This is a genomic window from Paenibacillus sp. TAB_01, from assembly GCF_043945595.1.
In the GTDB taxonomy this organism is placed as follows: domain Bacteria; phylum Bacillota; class Bacilli; order Paenibacillales; family NBRC-103111; genus Paenibacillus_S.
Map to the genome: position 1 here is coordinate 4241434 of NZ_JBIFNP010000001.1, position 15868 is coordinate 4257301.

The window sequence follows — 15868 nt, forward strand, 5'->3', positions numbered from 1 at the left end:
TTAATAGGAGAGAGTAAGTGATGGAATGATTCAACAACAGCAGGAACTGATGATGAGCCCCTACGCGGCGCTTTACGATATTGTGGTGCCCAAGGACAACATGCTGCGGCAAATCAATGCGTTGGTGGATTTCTCATTCATCTATGAAGAATTGAAAAGTAAGTACTGTCTGCATAACGGCCGCAATGCGATTGATCCCATTCGAATGTTTAAATATCTATTGCTCAAAGCGATTTTTGACCTTTCCGACGTCGATATTGTGGAACGTTCCCGATATGATATGTCGTTTAAATATTTCTTGAACATGGCGCCGGAAGATCCGGTGATTGATGCGAGTTCATTAACAAAATTTCGCAAACTGCGGTTGAAAGACACGAATATGCTGGATCTCCTGATCGGGAAAACGGTCATGATCGCGATCGAGCAAGGTATCCTGAAAAGCACGTCCATCATTGTAGATGCGACACATACGAAAGCGCGCTACAACCAACAAACGCCTCGTGAAGTACTTCAAGACCGCGCTCGCAAACTGCGAAAAGCCATCTACGCCGTATACGAATCCATGAAAGCCAAGCTCCCCGCCAAGAATGTGAGCGATGTGCTGGAAGATGAATTAGCCTACTGCAACAACCTGATTCAGTTTCTTGAAACCAAGTCTGGTATCGCCCAAATCCCCAAAGTTCTGGAGCCGCTCAATCTGCTAAAGGAAACGGTGCAGGATGATACGGAACGACTGCAACAGCAAAACGATTCCGATGCGCGAGTAGGTCACAAAACGGCAGATTCCTCATTTTTTGGTTACAAAACACATCTCGCGATGACGGAAGAACGGATGATTACGGCTGCCATTGTAACAACGGGTGAGAAGAATGATGGGAAACAATTGCAGATGCTCATTGAGAAGAGCCAAGCAGCTGGTATGGAGGTCAAAACGGTCATTGGGGACACGGCTTACTCATAGAAGGACAACCTGCTGTATAGTAAGGAGCACGAGTTGACGTTAATTTCTAAGCTCAATCCTCAAATTACACAAGGCGGGCGGAAGAAAGAAGACGAATTTGAATTCAATAAAGATGCGGGCATGTATGTCTGCAAAGCCGGTCATCTCGCGATTCGAAAAGCACGTCAGGGCAAGAAAGGCGTTGGAGCAAACCAAACGGACACGTATTATTTTGACGTAGAGAAGTGTAAACGATGCCCGCTCAAAGAAGGCTGCTACAAGGAAGGCGCGAAGAGCAAATCCTACTCCGTCAGCATAAAATCTAACGTGCATATGGAGCAAATGGCTTTCCAGGAAAGCGAAGCCTATAAAGAGAAGGCGAAAGAACAATACAAAATTGAAGCGAAGAACAGCGAACTCAAACACCGGCACGGGTACGATGTAGCCACAACCTCGGGCCTATTAGGTATGGAGCTACAAGGTGCTATGGCCATCTTCGCCGTGAATTTAAAACGAATCTTGAAATTAAAAGATCAAAATTAGCACCAAAAAGGGACAGCCAACCATCCAAATACCGGACGATTGGCTGTCTTTTTGTTGGTTCAAAAATTTTTGCCCACAATGCTTAGTTCTTCAGTGGCCTCGCCTTAGCCGGACCCTTTCTTCGCTAAAAACTTAAGGCACGTAAGTAACTACAATGCTTTCAGGACCGACGCTCAGCTCCTGCATCACTTTTTCTACAATGCTGACGGCCTGGCTTTTTTGCAGATTATCGCTTTGAACGGTGACCTTCCACTTATTGGCGTCCTGGGTAACGATCGCATTAGCGAAGTCTTTGGTCAACGCGTCTTCCAGATCGCTCACTTTGGCTTCGTTGTCCTGAATTTTTCTCAGCTCAGCTTCGGCGTTGGCTGCCGCTTCGGGCGTTTGCTTCGGATCGGCAAGAATGGTCAGCCATTTTTCGGAAAGCTTCGATAAGCTTTCGTTGCGCTGCATGACCAGGCTGTCAAAGTACCCTTGACCCGATTTGACTTGGGTCTGCACCTGCTGCAATACTTTGGCATCGGCAGCGGAGACAGCGGTCGCAGAAGCAGGCTGATCTCCTTTGGCATCCGTCTTCACATCGGCCTTGGCGTCGGTTTTTACTTCCGTTTTTGTATCCGTTTTGGCTCCTGTCGCTTCATCCGGTTTCGCTTTCGAGCTTTCGTCCGTTTTCGTGCTGCTCGATTTTTGCTCCGGCGCGGTGTTGGCAGCCGGCTGCTTGGCATCCGGCGCAGCGGCTGCACCCGTTTTGGAAGCGGCATTCGTGTCGGCCGGCGCTTGCTTGCCGTTCAGGTCGTTGGTGTTCACAACGATTTCTTTTACGGACGGCGATGCAGTTCCGGCTTCCGCCTTCGTGTCGGTCGCTGTCGACAGCTGCAGGTTATTCACATCCTCGGTGAACAAGTAGTAAGCGGATAACACAACCATCAAGCTCAGCATGGAAACAAGCCAAATCGTTTGTCTTTTCGCGTTCATGAATAGGTTCCTCCTCAAATTAAGTTCTAAGAAATTAGGAAGTTTGAGTGCTGCGGCCGCTACTGTTTGCGCGGCAGTACCGAAATGCGGTGCGCCGGTACATCCAAACCGCGTTCAACAGCCTCGGTGATCATTTTTTTGACGGTTAAGTTCTCAGCACCTGTGGCAACGACGACAACTCCCCTGATTTTCGGTTTGATCGTTTTTAGAACAAGCGGCTGTTTACCGCCGGAAACCTCGTAGAGAACGACTTCCCCATCCCGGGTAACGTTCGTAATATGACGCGTTGCGCCTTTCTCATCCTTCTCGTTGGTGACCTGCTGCGTTTCCTTCGTGTTGTGGTCGACCGTAATCTCCTCTGTCGATTCAATCGTAACCATCACCTCTACCTCGCCGACCGCTACGATTTTCGATAATATCTCTTTCAGCTGTGATTCATAGGCATCCTCATAGTCTTTAAAAGCGCTCTGTTCTTTACTGGAGGCCCCCCCTTTAAAGGCAGACTGTGCAGGAGGATCCGGAGAAGCGCGGCCTTCGCTAATGGGATCAACGTCCTTTACCGTAATAAAAGAGTTGAGAACCATAAACCCCGCGCCAGCCAAGCCGAGCAGCAGCAGCCAACGGAAGGTCGTCACCCGCTTCGTTCCGTTCGGGCCTCCGCCCAGCCATTTCTCCATCCATTTCATGAAACTTCCCATTCGCTCACCTCCCTCTCCAGGACCGGTCAGGTTAAGATTTCACTTTGCCGGGCTGGATGCTGACGCTGACCTGATCCGCCGGAATTTGCCATTCCCGGTTCAGCAGCATCCGGATCTGCGTCTGCTCCTTCTCGTACCCGGAGCTCCCGGCCGCCGCTGCCGCCTGATCGGCTGAATCGCTTTGAACAGGCTGCCGGATCTGAATATCGACAGGCTTCATCGGTTCAATCGTGATGGGCGGAGACGCGCCGGCCTGCGGCTTCGCCTGTTGACCGGCAGGCTCCTGCACGGATGCGGTAACCGCCACGTGTTGAATAACGACCTGTCCCTGGCGATCTTTAGCTGTCTCGACATCCACCCTTTGTACCTTAACCCCGGCGTTTTGCTCTATCGACTTTTTCATCAAAGCGCTCATTTGCTGCTGCAGCAGCTTCTGAGACTGCTCCTCCTGCCGGGCCTTCAGCTGCTCCGCCTGCTGCTCAATCGCGTTGAGCGTCTCCATCTCCGGCGGACTTCCCTTGGAGGAATCGGAAGCGTACAATTTCAATCCGTTTGCCGTCGTTTGCTTCATCGCTTGGGAAAGCATTTGATCCATCGTTCCCTTCGTTTCGAAGATAGAGAATAAAGGCGTAAGCAGCGTCAGCAGGATAAATAGTCCCATGACGGTTTTGACATACCGCTGCATCGTCTGGCTGGGGAGCAGAATGTCCACAAAAGTCGCCAGCAAAACGATAAGAATGATCGATTTCAGCCAGCCGCTCAGCCAATCCATGGAATCCCCTCCGCTTCCCGGCCGACTTTAACGCATCATGACGGAGAGGTTGCCCGCCGTAATCAGGATGGTTATGGCCAGAAAAAACATCAAGCCTACGACCGCCAAGGCGGCGAAAACATAAATCAGACTTTTTCCAATTGTTTCCAAACATGCAATCATCGGGTTATCTCCCAGCGGCTGCATGACCGCAGCGGAGATGTTGTATATGAAGGCAAGCGCCATTATTTTCAGAGCGGGAAAGGCGCACAGCATCAAGATGATGACCACCCCGGCAAGACCGACCGCGTTCTTGACGAGCAGCGAGGCGCCGATCACGGTTTCGGAAGCATCGGAGAACATCCGCCCGACTACCGGAACAAAATTGCCGGCTATATATTTGGCCGTCCGGATGGTGACGCCGTCTGCGACTGCGCTGCCGGCTCCCCGTACGGAAATGACGCCGAGGAATACCGTCACGAATACGCCAAGGCAGCCGACGCTGATCGTTCGAAGCAGGTTGGCCAGCTGTGTGACCTTGTATTTGTCCGATAACGAGCTGACGATATGCAGGACTGCGGAAAAGAACAGCAGCGGAAAGACGATTAAATAAATCGCGGTACCTACCGCATGGATCATAAACACGATTAACGGGTGCATCACGGATACGGAAACGACGTTGCCCATAGAGGCAAGCAGGGTCAGCAGAATCGGAATCACCGCAACCATAAAATGAATCATGTCGGTAATTGCCGTCTTGGCATAGCCTATGGCGACGCTAAAGCTGTTGATGGCCATAATCATAAGCACCATGAAGGTAATCGCATAAGCGACTTTGCTCACCGTATTTTTCTCGAAGGAGCTCTGCAGCGTCTCCAGCAGCATACTGAAAATAGTTAGTATGACAATGGATGCGAGCAGCTTGCCGTTGTACATCAGCTCATGAAAGAAATAACGGAATATTGCGGAAAAGATCGAGGACATATCCACCTTCTTCGTCCCCGTCAGAAGCTCCATCAAGGTAGGCGTTTTATTCTCAGGAAAATAACCGCCGTACTTCTGCATCAGCTGGTTCCAGTACTGCTCGACAGGATCCAGCTGAAGCCTCTCCGCCTGCTCCTTCACGAGCTGCTCTACCGGAGTCGCGGCGTCGGCCGCTCCCCCAAGCATCGCGTGCCCCTCCCAGAAAAAGCATCAGGGCCAGTAACATTCGAAAGGCTAGATTCGGAAGCTGCAAGCCGCTTCTTGGATCACGGTGCCGCGTCATAAGCTTCAACTCCTGGTACAGAGCTTTTTTTTCAGAAAAGAATCAGGCGGGCAGCAGCTTGACGACGGTCTCGATTATGACTGATACGATCGGTATGGCCATAACCATAATCAAAATTTTGCCGGCAAGCTCAATTTTGGATGCAATCGATTCCTGCCCCGCATCTCTAACGATTTGGGCTCCGAATTCCGCGATGTACGCGATCCCGATAATTTTCAATATCGTCTTCAGAAAAATCAGATTGATGTTGGCTTTCAGCGCCAAGTCCTCCAATACCTGAATGACGGAAGTGATCTTGCCGATCAGGAACAAGAAGATGGTAATCCCTGTAAAGGCAGTGAGCAGAAACGCAAACATCGGCTTTTGTTCTTTGACGATAAGCACCAGAATCGTGGCGATTAAGCCCAAACCTACAATTTGTACGATCTCCATGACGCCTCACCTGCATTTACTGGAATAAAAAGATCGTTTTAATTTCCTTGAACAAGCTGTCCAGCAGGTTGACGACCATGAACAGCACGACCACAAAACCGATGACCGTCACCCAATGCGCCATATCCTCTTTGCCCATCTGCTTCAGGACGGTATGGATCATCGCGATAATGATTCCGATGCCGGCAATCTGAAATATCGCGTTCACATCAACGTTCATTCGTTGCACCTCACCTCTAGCCTCTAACTTTCGACTGCTTATTCACGCTTCTTCCCCGCTCTCACCGCCTCAGTACATAAGAATGACCAGGAGAGCTCCCATCAAAAGCCCCAAGCTGCGCCACATGCTCTCATACCGCTTCCGGTCCTCTTGGGCTCCGTCCATTTCTCCCTGCAGCTGCTGGATCGCCAAGCGGAGGTGCTTCACTTCGGTCCGTGCTGTCGGATAAGCCAAGGGTGAATCCAAGCTGACGGATAATGTCCTGCTCTCCCTTTTTCATGGACGTATGCTGCCATTGATTGTGTATGGCTTCCTGCCAGATCTGCTGAACGGATCGGCAGCCGTCTTTCGCCAGCGCCTCGGCCGCATTACGGAACAGAGCGCCGACCGGCGGCGGACAAGCCTCGGCGACTTTCAGCAGCGCCTGAGGCAGGGGCGTAAAGCCATACGTAATTTCCGTCTCCAGTCTTTGTATCGAGCGGATCAGCTCGGCAATCTGCTTGGGGCGCCGGGCGAACTGATGGGCTTGATAAAACCCGAACAGCGTGAACGCCAGCAAAATCAGCATGGCTCCCAGCAGCTTCAGCATCGTTCGGACTCTCCTTCCGCTTTGCTGCGGCCAAACGCGGCATTGCCGGTCCAGTCCAACGGCGCGGAGCCGGCCGTGAAGCCGCCGGGCCGCTTCCGCAGCGAGACGCTTTCTCCGGCCCCGTGGAGATGCGGGGCGGCCGCTTCCCGGGAGCCGAGAGCGGGGCTCAGCCTTTCGCCGCGGGCATTATACACGCCCTCCAGCGTTCCGGCGCCGAGTCGGCCATGAAGAACGACGATTCGGGAAAACACGTTCTCTTCTATCAGATCCTGGAGAACGGGTCTTTTGCGAAGATCGTCCATATCGCTCCCATGCGCAGTCGCAATGACGCGAATGCCTGCATGCAGCGCTTCGCGGATGGCGGCCGCGTCCTCCGGACGGCCGACTTCATCTACAATAAGAACCTCGGGTGACATCGAGCGAATCATCATCATCATTCCTTCCGCTTTGGGGCATGCATCCAGCACATCGGTCCGCGGCCCCAGATTGAACCGGGGAATTCCCCGGACACAAGCGGCAACCTCCGAGCGCTCGTCGACGATGCCGACCTTATAGCCTCTCTCCAGCCGCTCTGCTCCCGGAACGGCCGGCCCCGAGCTGATCAAACGGGCCAAATCGCGAATGAGCGTAGTTTTGCCCTGCTGGGGAGGAGAAACCACCAAGGTGTGGTGAACGCTTCGTGAGAGGTCATCCATCAGATAAGGAAGCACCTTGTTCCCGGTTCCTTGATGTTCCCGCGCAATTCTTATGTTGAAGCTGGCAACGTCCTTCAGCAGCTTGACCTTTCCCTGCTCCAGCACCGTCCTTCCCGCAAGGCCTACGCGATGCCCGCCGTCTATCGTAATATAGCCTCTGCGGAGCTCCTCCTCGAACGAGTAGAGCGAATGCTGTGTTAAATTCTCAAGCAGGATACTGCAATCTTCTCTGGACGGGACGTACGCCTGCACCGGGTTGTCGCATAAACCGCCTGCGGCGGACACAAAGCTGTAATGAACCCCCCATCCGACTTCCAACGGGCGCCGTTCGCGAACCCGAATCTCTTGAACTTGCCGCTGTATTTCACTTGATAGAGTTGATAGGATTTGCTGCAAAGGGACAGAAAAAAGCTGGAGCAGCGAATGCATGTCATCATCCCCCCAAGCTGTCCATCTTTTATACTCAATTTGTATGCTTGGACGACTTTAATATGACAACTACTTTTTCAAAATCCCTATAAAAATGCAGCTGACTCCGACAAGCACCCACAGCATTTTTCCATAGGACAGCTTTTCCGCAATCCCTACCAGCCCCAAGGTCGTTGTGGTCAGCAGCACCAGCGGCCCAACCATGGCCAGACCGGTATTCACCATCAATGCTTTATCAATCTGGTTCAGCCTAAGCATCAGCAGCGCGGCGATAATTTCAAGACTGCCGGACAGCAATCTGAGCGACGCCATGCTTAATACAATTTTGTTAATCATCGTTCTCCTCCCCATGAAAAGAATACGGCCTCATTCCGCCTCTCTATCAATCTATGCAGGCTCGTCTCATTTTAGGCATACTGGGCACAACCCCCAAATCAATTGCATATGATGACACAGAAATTACCCAAAAATTGCTAACAGCGAGGCGATAAGAACATGGAGGTAAGATCACATCTCAAGTGGCACCCCAAGCTCAGCGACCCGACCGGTCAGCGCAGTGCCAAACCAAGAACCGTCGGACAAACGATGGTTATCGATAAGGGCTTGGGCATGAACGCTCTTGAGGATTTAATGCAGACGGCAGGCGACCATATCGACATGTTGAAAATCGGCTTCGGCACGTCTCCTTTGTACAGCCCCGAATTATTGAAGCGAAAAATCAACCTGGCCAAGTCGCACCAGATGACGGTTTATCCAGGGGGGACTTTTCTTGAAGTAGCGGTCCAGCAGGATAAACTGGACACTTTTTTTGATATGGTCTCTTATCTCGGATTCAACGGTCTGGAAATTTCCGACGGAACGATCCATATGCCGAGAAGCCAGCGCAGCGAGCTGATTCGCCGGGCTGTAAACGACGGCTTCACTGTCATCACCGAATATGGCAAAAAATGCTGGGGCTCCTCGATCGAAATCGAAGAGTTGATAGAGACCGTCCTGATCGATTCGGAGCTGGGAGCGAGCTTGGTTACTATTGAAGGACGGGAATCGGGTAAAGGCGTGGGCATATTCGACGAACAGGGAGGCTGTAAAGACAAGGAGATTGAAATGGTATTAACTAGAGTGCCCAGCAAAAGCCTGCTGTTGTGGGAAGCGCCGCACAAAGAGCAGCAGGTGCACCTGTTGAACATGCTGGGACCGGACATTCATTTGGGTAATATCGCTCCTGCGGATATTATTTCGTTGGAGGCGCTGCGCAGAGGACTTCGCTCCGATACGCTGCACCTGGGGCAGGAAATCGAGTGGAACGATTGGGAGATCTAGCAGATTTCCCAAAAGAAAGCCTTAGGAGGGTTTAATAAGTGGAAATTATGGTAATCCCCAGCGTCAACGAAGCGCGAGCGGATGACCTTGCCAACAAAACGGTTATCGTCATTGATGTGCTCCGGGCAACAAGCACGATGCTGACCGCTTTGGCTCATGGCGCCAAAGAAATTTATCCTGTAGAGACGGTGCTTCAAGCCAAACAGCTGCAGCAGCCCCACTACCTGACGGGCGGCGAGCGTTCGTGCCGGAAAATTCCCGGCTTCGATTTCGGCAACTCCCCTCTCGAATACAGGGATGACCGGATCGCGGGCAAAACCATTATTGTCACGACAACTAATGGAACGCGCGCAATTCAAAAAGCCGGCAAAGCCGCGACGATCTTCACCGGATCGCTGCTGAACGGCAAAGCCTGCGCCGAAGCCGCGGCGGCTCTGAACAAAGATATCGTCATCCTATGCTCCGGCACCCAGGATGTGTATGCGTTTGAGGACGGGCTCTGCGCAGGACAGCTCGTCGATGAGCTGCTTCGGCTCTTTCAGCATCAGCGCGCCGAATGGGGCGTTAATGACTTCGGGCTCAGCATGCTGCATGCGTTTCGCCACGTCGAAGGCGATATTCCCCGCGCCCTGCTGCAATCGAGCAACGGGAAGCGCTTGTGCAAGCTGGGCTTCGAAGAGGATGTCCACTACTGCGCGCAGCTGAATCAGGTGCCGCTGGTGCCTGTTCTCCGCGAGGGAAAGCTTATCCTTGGCGGGTAGCTTCTGCGGGTGCAAGTCCATTCCGCTGTTCTAAATCGGGTCCCTACTCATACACATAGAGAGAAATCTATGAGACAAGGGGCAACCAAACGATGAACGGTGACATACTACTCGTACTTCTCATTATTGTAGGACTGTTAGGCCGCTCGCACATCATCACCACAGCAGCCTGTGTACTTCTGATCGTCAAGCTGATCAGCCTGGACCGGTATTTGCCGACCATTGAGCGGCGCGGGCTTGAGCTTGGCCTGTTGTTCTTGACAATGGGAGTGCTAGTCCCCTTTGCCAGCGAACGGATTACGTACAAGGACATCACGAGCATGGTAACGACATGGCCCGGCATCCTGGCCCTGATCGGCGGAGCCATTGCTACTTATATGAACGGAAAAGGGCTCGATCTATTAAAAATAGACCCACAATTAATTGTGGGCCTGGTCATAGGTTCGATCTTCGGTATTATTTTTCTAAAAGGGATTCCTGTCGGCCCTTTGATGGCCGCAGGAATTACCGCCTTTTTGCTGAAGGTGTTCACCTTCATCTTCGATAAGATAAAGTGACGGGGCTTAGCTTAGCGGCGATCCTGCGGCCCGCCGACAAACGCTTGCTCCGCAGTGTCCAAGCCATAGGCAGTATGCAGTGCTTGAATCACTTCGTTCAAACGGTTGTTGTCGATCACGCAGGAGGTTTTGATTTCGGACGTGCTGACCATGTTGATGCTCAGGCCGAGATCGGAAATCACCTCGAACATTTTAGCGGCAACCCCCGGCGTACTTACCATGCCGGCACCGACGATGGACACCTTCACCAAATTTTCCTGCGAAGAAACTTCACGGAAGCCTACCTCGGAGCGGATGCCTTGAATGACATCGACGGCTCTGTCTTTATCTGTCAGCGCGACGGTAAAGGAGAAATCGGCGAGACCGTTCAGCACGCCGCTTTGTACGATAATATCGACGTCGATCTGCTCCTTGGCCAAAGCGGTGAACACCTTCGCCAATTGGCCCGGCTTTTCCTCCACTCCGAGAATACTGATTCTCGCTACATTCTTATCGCTTGCAATCCCACGAACAACGATTCCTTGCTCCATCGCTGCTTCCTCCTTCACTTGAGTACCTGCATTATGGTTAAAGCTGGATCTGACCACCAGCTGCACATTGTAATTTTTGGCATATTCCACGGCTCTTGGATGCAGTACCGCAGCACCCAGATTCGCCAGCTCCAGCATTTCGTCATACGTAATTTCAGGAAGCTTGCGCGCGCATTTGACTACCCGCGGGTCGGTGGAATAAATCCCGTCCACGTCGGTGAAAATCTCGCACACATCGGCTTGAATCGCAGCCGCCAAAGCTACGGCCGTCGTATCCGAACCGCCGCGGCCCAAAGTCGTAATCTCGCCGTCGGTCGTCATCCCCTGGAAGCCGGCCACGATCACTACGTTGCCTTCGCCTAACGCTTTCAAGACACGCTCAGGCTGAATATCCGTAATTCTCGCTTTGCCGTGCACGGGTTCCGTGTACATGCCTGCCTGCCAGCCGGTAAAAGAAACCGCAGGTTGGCCCAAGCTGTGAATGGCCATAGACAGAAGGGCGACAGAAACCTGTTCTCCCGTAGTCAACAGCATATCCATTTCACGCGCCGGAGGCGTCGTGGAGCTTATTTGCTTCGTCAGGTCTATCAAATCGTCCGTTGTATCCCCCATGGCAGAAACGACAACCACACATTGGTGCCCTTCCCGCTGTCTCTCTACAACACGATTGGCTACGCGTTTCATCCGTTCCGCATCACCTACGGAACTGCCGCCGAATTTCATTACTATCAGAGACAAAGCTGTTCACTCCCTACCGAAACTTTTACATAACAATGAATAATTATAGCATAAGAGCGCCTAACGTAGAAGTAGAAAAATGTCGATTAAACCGACAGGGGAATCCAGTCCAAATCATCGACCGGGGAATGCTGGTTCCAGGGAGTTCCGGTAATCGTCTGCAGGTAGGAGGAAATGGTGCCGTGGTGGGAGACCATGTATACCCTGCGCTTCTCCAGCCGCTCGCACCAGCTCAGAAACGCTGTAGACCACGTATTGAACAGCAGCGCCGGCACCGTGTTGATGCCCTGCAGCCAGATATATTCAGGCACCTCGGGCGCAGGCAGAAACTGGCTGTACTGCTCCCTAAGCTGGTTTAGCTCCAGCGTCCGGTCACAGCGGAATGTCTGAAAATCGTATTGCAGCGGAAATTGGCGCGGCCCGATCAATGGATGCACGAATCGCAGCGCATCCGTGCCTTTGCACCAAATCTGCGCCGTTTGCAGCGTGCGCTCGGTGGGACTAACAATTACCGCATCCTGTTCCGTCAGCGGAAGCGCCGTTCTAAGCCGCTCGGCCTGACGGATGCCAAGCCGGGTTAGACCGGGCGACTCCATCTCATAATTTACCGGTTCCTTCATGGTATGCTCCGCCTGACCGTGGGAGACAAATATCAACTCCATGCTTGGGTCACCTCGCCTCATGTTGTTTTATATTTTATGCTGTCGCTGCCTGTCTTAAATCATAGAAAAACCGTGGTAGACTTAGTAGTCTTTAACCACGGTTCGTACAATCGGAATCATATATGGCCGCTGCCGCTGCGGCGCCAAAGCCGGTACATCCCGTACCCCAGCAAGCCTCCGAGCACGTTTAGTATAATATCGTCTACATCGAAGCTGCCTACCTTGAACGTTACCTGCAGCGTCTCTACAAGCAGCAGCAGCCCGGCGAACAAGAGGCCTATTGTCCGCCACCCTCTCGCCTTGCGGAACAGCAGCGGAATCAGGAAGCCGAAAGGCACGAACGCCGCTACGTTGCCGAATAAATTAATAATCCAGGTGTCCCAATTATAATACTGGTAATTCTCTATGTATCCCGTTATCGTCTTGAAAGGCACGATATTGTACATGCGCTGGTCCGGCCGGCTCGAACGCGCAAAACCGATGAACAGCAAATAAAACATAAATGCGGAGTAACCAACAAATACGCACCAGGCCAACCCTTTCAAGGGGCTTTTCGGCTGGGGGCGGACTGTTTTGCTGATCCCTCTCATACGGCAGTCCTCCTTCGCTCCCCGTCCCTGTTACTGCATTGTACGTTTCATCTTATCATAACTTTCCCGGCAAAATAACCCCACAAAGTGACAATATGCTTCGAAGCGGACTCAGGTACTTTGCGGGGACCCCGATAACATATCAAATAACCCCACAAAGTGACGCTATGCTTCGAAACGGACTCAGGTACTTTGCGGGGACCCCGATAACATATCAATTCTATCATGTCAAAAAAAAAGATCCGCACTTTCTCACAGAGAAAAGTACGGATCCGGTTATTCATAACACGAAACGGACTAAGCGCGGGAAATATATTTGCCGTCGCGGCAGTCGATCAGAAGCACGTCCCCTTCGTTGATAAACAAAGGTACTTGTACGTTCAAACCGGTTTCCATCTTTGCATTTTTCAATGCGCCCTGCGCTGTATTTCCTTTTACGCCAGGCTCGGTTTCAGTCACCGTCAGCTCAACGCTGTTCGGAAGATTGATCCCGAGAATTTCGCCTTGATAGCTCATGATGTTGATGTTCATGTTTTCTTTCAGGAAATTCAATTCCCACTTCAGCTGTTCAGCCGGAAGGCTGATTTGATCGAAGGTTTCGGTATCCATGAAGGTATACTCCGAGCCGCTTGCATACAGATACTGCATTTCGCGGTTCTCGATATGAGCCCGTCCAACGTTCTCGCCTGCGCGGAACGTACGTTCCACCGTGTTGCCGTTACGCAGGTTTTTCAATTTGGAACGAACGAAAGCCGCGCCTTTGCCCGGTTTTACGTGTTGAAAATCAATAACGGTGAACAAATCGCCGTCTACTTCAATTGTTAAGCCTGTCTTAAAATCGTTAACTGAAACCACTTCAAAAAACCTCCCTAAAAATGTGAGCAGCCCGCTGAACGGTCAGACCGTTCAGCGTCTGCCAGGTTGTGTTGTTAATCAAGGACAATAAAGTCTTTGCTTGATTGTGTAATTATTTTAATTCCGGTGTCTGTAATAACGATATCATCCTCGATCCGAACCCCGCCGAAGCCTGGCAAGTAGATGCCGGGTTCAACCGTTACCGTCATACCGGGCGTTAAAACCGTATGTCCGAGTCTGGAAAGACGCGGCTCCTCGTGAATTTCCAAGCCGAGGCCGTGTCCGGTGCCATGACCGAAATAATCTCCGTAGCCGTAGCGGGTAATGACATCGCGGCATAAAGCGTCCGCTTCTTTCCCCGTCATGCCGGGCCTGATTTTGTCCAAGGCCTCCAGCTGCGCTTCCAGCACGATATTGTAGATTTCCTTGTGCTTATCCGTCGGCTTGCCCAGCACCACGGTGCGGGTAATGTCCGAGCAGTAATTTTTATAATAAGCGCCGTAGTCCATTTTGACAAATTCATTGGACTGCAGAATGCGATCGCTGGCTTTGCCGTGAGGCAGTGCCGAACGTTCCCCCGATGCGACAATTGTCTCGAAGGAGGTCGACGCCGCGCCGTTCTTCCGAACGAACATTTCAATTTCCAGAGCAATGTCGAGTTCCTTCGCCCCTGGCTTCAAAAAGTTCAGAATATGGGTAAAGGTGCGGTTCGCCAAGTCCGCCGCTTCCTGCATGACCGCAAGCTCCGAGGCATCCTTAATAAGGCGAAGCTGCTCCACCAGGCCGTCCGTCGGGATCAGCTCAATGCCGCTTAACGCTTGGGCCGTGGCCAGGTAAGTACCGTAGGTCAAATCATTCTGTTCGAAGCCGACCTTCTTCAACCCTTGCTGATCCAACAGCTGCTTCACCGTATCCATCGCTTTGGGCGCGTGCTCGACGACTTCATAAGCCGGCGCCTGCTGCGGAGCCTGCGTCATGTAGCGGAAATCCGTAAGCAGATAAGCCTTGGTATCCGTAATGAGCACATAGCCTGCCGATCCTGTAAAGCCCGTCATATAGAGACGGTTCGTTGCATTCGTAATCAGGAGCGCCTTCAGCCCCTTCTCTTGCATGACCAGCCGAAGCTTATCGATACGCGGTTGCTGCATAAGATCATCCCTCCGTTGAATTGAGGTGGTTTACGATGGCGCGCAGGCCGAGCTCATAGCTGTCGACGCCAAGGCCGGCAATTTGACCAAGCGCAACGGGAGCGATAACCGACACGTGCCGGAACGGTTCCCTTTTGTGGATATTGGAAATATGTACTTCTATGGTTGGGATTTGAACGGTGCTGATTGCATCCCGGAGAGCATAGCTGTAATGGGTGAATGCACCCGGATTCATGACGATGCCGTCCTTCGTGCCGAACGCCTCGTGAATCTTGTCGATCAGCGCACCTTCATGGTTCGACTGAAAGCATTCCAGCTCGACGCCGAGCTCTTCCGCCAATTGTTGAAGCCTCTGTTCAATCGCCTGCAGCGTCACTGTGCCGTAGACCCCAGGCTCGCGGATGCCCAGCATGTTCAAATTCGGACCGTTTAACACCAAAATTCGCTTCAAACCAGGAACCTCCGTCACAAACAAAATGGTGTGAACCCACACACCCAGCTATTTTACCATAAGTTTCTTTCATTTGAGAACTATTTTTTGCTTTACAAGCCGATTGGCAGCCTACTCCGGCTGAGGCTCGTGCGAATTTTGAGCGAACGGCTCGCGTATTCTCTCATCGTTAAACTCCAGCGCAATGCTGTAGCCGATAAATAACCCCCAGACGAGGAACAAGCATATCTCGGTAATAATCGTGTTCCATTCCATATAGGCGATCCAGTTCATCATCCCAGTTACAGGGCCGATCAGCAGGAAAATCAGCATCCACCAGATGGCTCCATAGCCCACGCCCGCCCAGGGTCCCGGCACTTTGGACAGCAGAAGCGTGTAAAGCAGCGCAGCCACGATGGAGAACAAAATAAACATGCCCCAGCCGACCATATACCCCTTCCAGGTCAATAAAAAGGACCTTTTAAAGAAAGGCTCGACCAAAAAGCCCGGGGGCAGGCTCGTAAATTTGAAGAAATGCTCCATGATTTTGACGGCCCCCCAGATGATACCGGCCCACAGGCCGATATACACCGAAAACTTCCACCGGTTGGTGCGGTCTATCGTTTCTTTTTGAACCTCCATGTTGTACCTCCCGTATGACCGTTGTAATATGTAGAATGCAACTGCCGGATACCGTTAGTATATACATATAATTGTTCCCTAAACGGTAGCATTCTC

Annotated in this window: 20 protein-coding genes and 1 pseudogene; 4 read left to right on the forward strand and 17 right to left on the reverse strand. The window is 51.9% G+C overall.

The genetic code is table 11. The features are described from left to right. Positions 1–25 precede the first annotated feature (25 nt). Positions 26–1483, forward strand: a pseudogene (locus tag ACHHV8_RS20655) (IS1182 family transposase). A 132-nt stretch (positions 1484–1615) separates the two neighbouring features. Here ACHHV8_RS20655 and ACHHV8_RS20660 read toward each other — a convergent pair. From ACHHV8_RS20660 to ACHHV8_RS20705, 10 genes are all read right to left on the reverse strand, one after another. After that, entirely contained in the window at positions 1616–2458 is an 843-nt protein-coding gene (locus tag ACHHV8_RS20660) for a SpoIIIAH-like family protein (RefSeq protein ID WP_395161133.1), read from the reverse strand. Positions 2459–2517: 59 nt separating this feature from the next. Then, entirely contained in the window at positions 2518–3156 is a 639-nt protein-coding gene (spoIIIAG, locus tag ACHHV8_RS20665; RefSeq protein ID WP_395161135.1) for a stage III sporulation protein AG, read from the reverse strand. A gap of 31 nt (positions 3157–3187) precedes the next feature. Then, positions 3188–3928, reverse strand: coding sequence for a stage III sporulation protein AF (locus ACHHV8_RS20670; RefSeq protein ID WP_395161137.1), 741 nt, complete (start codon positions 3926–3928; stop codon positions 3188–3190). A gap of 27 nt (positions 3929–3955) precedes the next feature. After that, positions 3956–5077 carry a stage III sporulation protein AE gene (spoIIIAE, locus tag ACHHV8_RS20675; protein WP_395161139.1) on the reverse strand — a complete coding sequence of 374 codons (1122 nt, stop codon included), beginning with the start codon at positions 5075–5077 and terminating at the stop codon, positions 3956–3958. Between the two features lie 139 nt (positions 5078–5216). Then, a complete protein-coding gene (gene spoIIIAD / locus ACHHV8_RS20680) occupies positions 5217–5606 on the reverse strand; it encodes a stage III sporulation protein AD (RefSeq protein WP_395161141.1) in 390 nt (129 codons plus the stop codon). 16 nt (positions 5607–5622) lie between these two features. Further along, positions 5623–5826, reverse strand: coding sequence for a stage III sporulation protein AC (gene spoIIIAC / locus ACHHV8_RS20685; protein ID WP_094013427.1), 204 nt, complete (start codon positions 5824–5826; stop codon positions 5623–5625). A gap of 69 nt (positions 5827–5895) precedes the next feature. Further along, positions 5896–5991 (reverse strand): hypothetical protein, encoded by a 96-nt coding sequence (locus ACHHV8_RS20690; RefSeq protein ID WP_395161144.1) that lies wholly within the window; start codon positions 5989–5991, stop codon positions 5896–5898. Beyond that, entirely contained in the window at positions 5957–6415 is a 459-nt protein-coding gene (locus ACHHV8_RS20695) for a stage III sporulation protein AB (protein ID WP_395161146.1), read from the reverse strand. The genes ACHHV8_RS20690 and ACHHV8_RS20695 overlap by 35 nt, the downstream gene beginning before the upstream one ends. Further along, positions 6409–7539, reverse strand: a complete 1131-nt coding sequence (gene spoIIIAA / locus ACHHV8_RS20700) for a stage III sporulation protein AA (RefSeq protein ID WP_395161148.1) — start codon at positions 7537–7539, stop codon at positions 6409–6411. The genes ACHHV8_RS20695 and spoIIIAA overlap by 7 nt, the downstream gene beginning before the upstream one ends. Positions 7540–7608: 69 nt before the next feature. Further along, positions 7609–7875, reverse strand: coding sequence for a DUF2619 domain-containing protein (locus tag ACHHV8_RS20705; protein WP_395161150.1), 267 nt, complete (start codon positions 7873–7875; stop codon positions 7609–7611). A 159-nt stretch (positions 7876–8034) separates the two neighbouring features. On the opposite strand from ACHHV8_RS20705, the gene comA reads away from it, so the two are divergent. The 3 genes from comA to ACHHV8_RS20720 all read left to right on the forward strand — a co-directional run bounded on the left by comA (position 8035) and on the right by ACHHV8_RS20720 (position 10177). Further along, positions 8035–8859, forward strand: coding sequence for a phosphosulfolactate synthase (comA, locus tag ACHHV8_RS20710; RefSeq protein WP_395161152.1), 825 nt, complete (start codon positions 8035–8037; stop codon positions 8857–8859). A gap of 47 nt (positions 8860–8906) precedes the next feature. Then, positions 8907–9620 (forward strand): 2-phosphosulfolactate phosphatase, encoded by a 714-nt coding sequence (locus ACHHV8_RS20715; protein ID WP_395163575.1) that lies wholly within the window; start codon positions 8907–8909, stop codon positions 9618–9620. Between the two features lie 92 nt (positions 9621–9712). Next, positions 9713–10177, forward strand: coding sequence for a DUF441 domain-containing protein (locus ACHHV8_RS20720; RefSeq protein ID WP_395161154.1), 465 nt, complete (start codon positions 9713–9715; stop codon positions 10175–10177). Between the two features lie 11 nt (positions 10178–10188). Here the strand turns inward: ACHHV8_RS20720 and ACHHV8_RS20725 are convergent, their stop codons facing one another. From ACHHV8_RS20725 to ACHHV8_RS20755, 7 genes are all read right to left on the reverse strand, one after another. Further along, positions 10189–11445: an aspartate kinase gene (locus ACHHV8_RS20725; RefSeq protein ID WP_395161156.1), complete on the reverse strand. Its 1257-nt coding sequence runs from the start codon at positions 11443–11445 to the stop codon at positions 10189–10191. A gap of 86 nt (positions 11446–11531) precedes the next feature. After that, positions 11532–12107: a histidine phosphatase family protein gene (locus ACHHV8_RS20730; protein WP_395161158.1), complete on the reverse strand. Its 576-nt coding sequence runs from the start codon at positions 12105–12107 to the stop codon at positions 11532–11534. Positions 12108–12223: 116 nt separating this feature from the next. Continuing rightward, positions 12224–12697, reverse strand: a complete 474-nt coding sequence (locus ACHHV8_RS20735; RefSeq protein ID WP_395161160.1) for a VanZ family protein — start codon at positions 12695–12697, stop codon at positions 12224–12226. A 297-nt stretch (positions 12698–12994) separates the two neighbouring features. Beyond that, positions 12995–13552, reverse strand: coding sequence for an elongation factor P (gene efp, locus ACHHV8_RS20740; RefSeq protein ID WP_395161162.1), 558 nt, complete (start codon positions 13550–13552; stop codon positions 12995–12997). Positions 13553–13626: 74 nt separating this feature from the next. Beyond that, positions 13627–14700: a M24 family metallopeptidase gene (locus ACHHV8_RS20745; RefSeq protein WP_395161164.1), complete on the reverse strand. Its 1074-nt coding sequence runs from the start codon at positions 14698–14700 to the stop codon at positions 13627–13629. Positions 14701–14704: 4 nt separating this feature from the next. Then, positions 14705–15151 (reverse strand): type II 3-dehydroquinate dehydratase, encoded by a 447-nt coding sequence (gene aroQ / locus ACHHV8_RS20750; RefSeq protein ID WP_395161166.1) that lies wholly within the window; start codon positions 15149–15151, stop codon positions 14705–14707. A gap of 111 nt (positions 15152–15262) precedes the next feature. Beyond that, positions 15263–15772, reverse strand: coding sequence for a YqhR family membrane protein (locus ACHHV8_RS20755; RefSeq protein WP_395161168.1), 510 nt, complete (start codon positions 15770–15772; stop codon positions 15263–15265). Between the last annotated feature and the right edge of the window lie 96 nt (positions 15773–15868).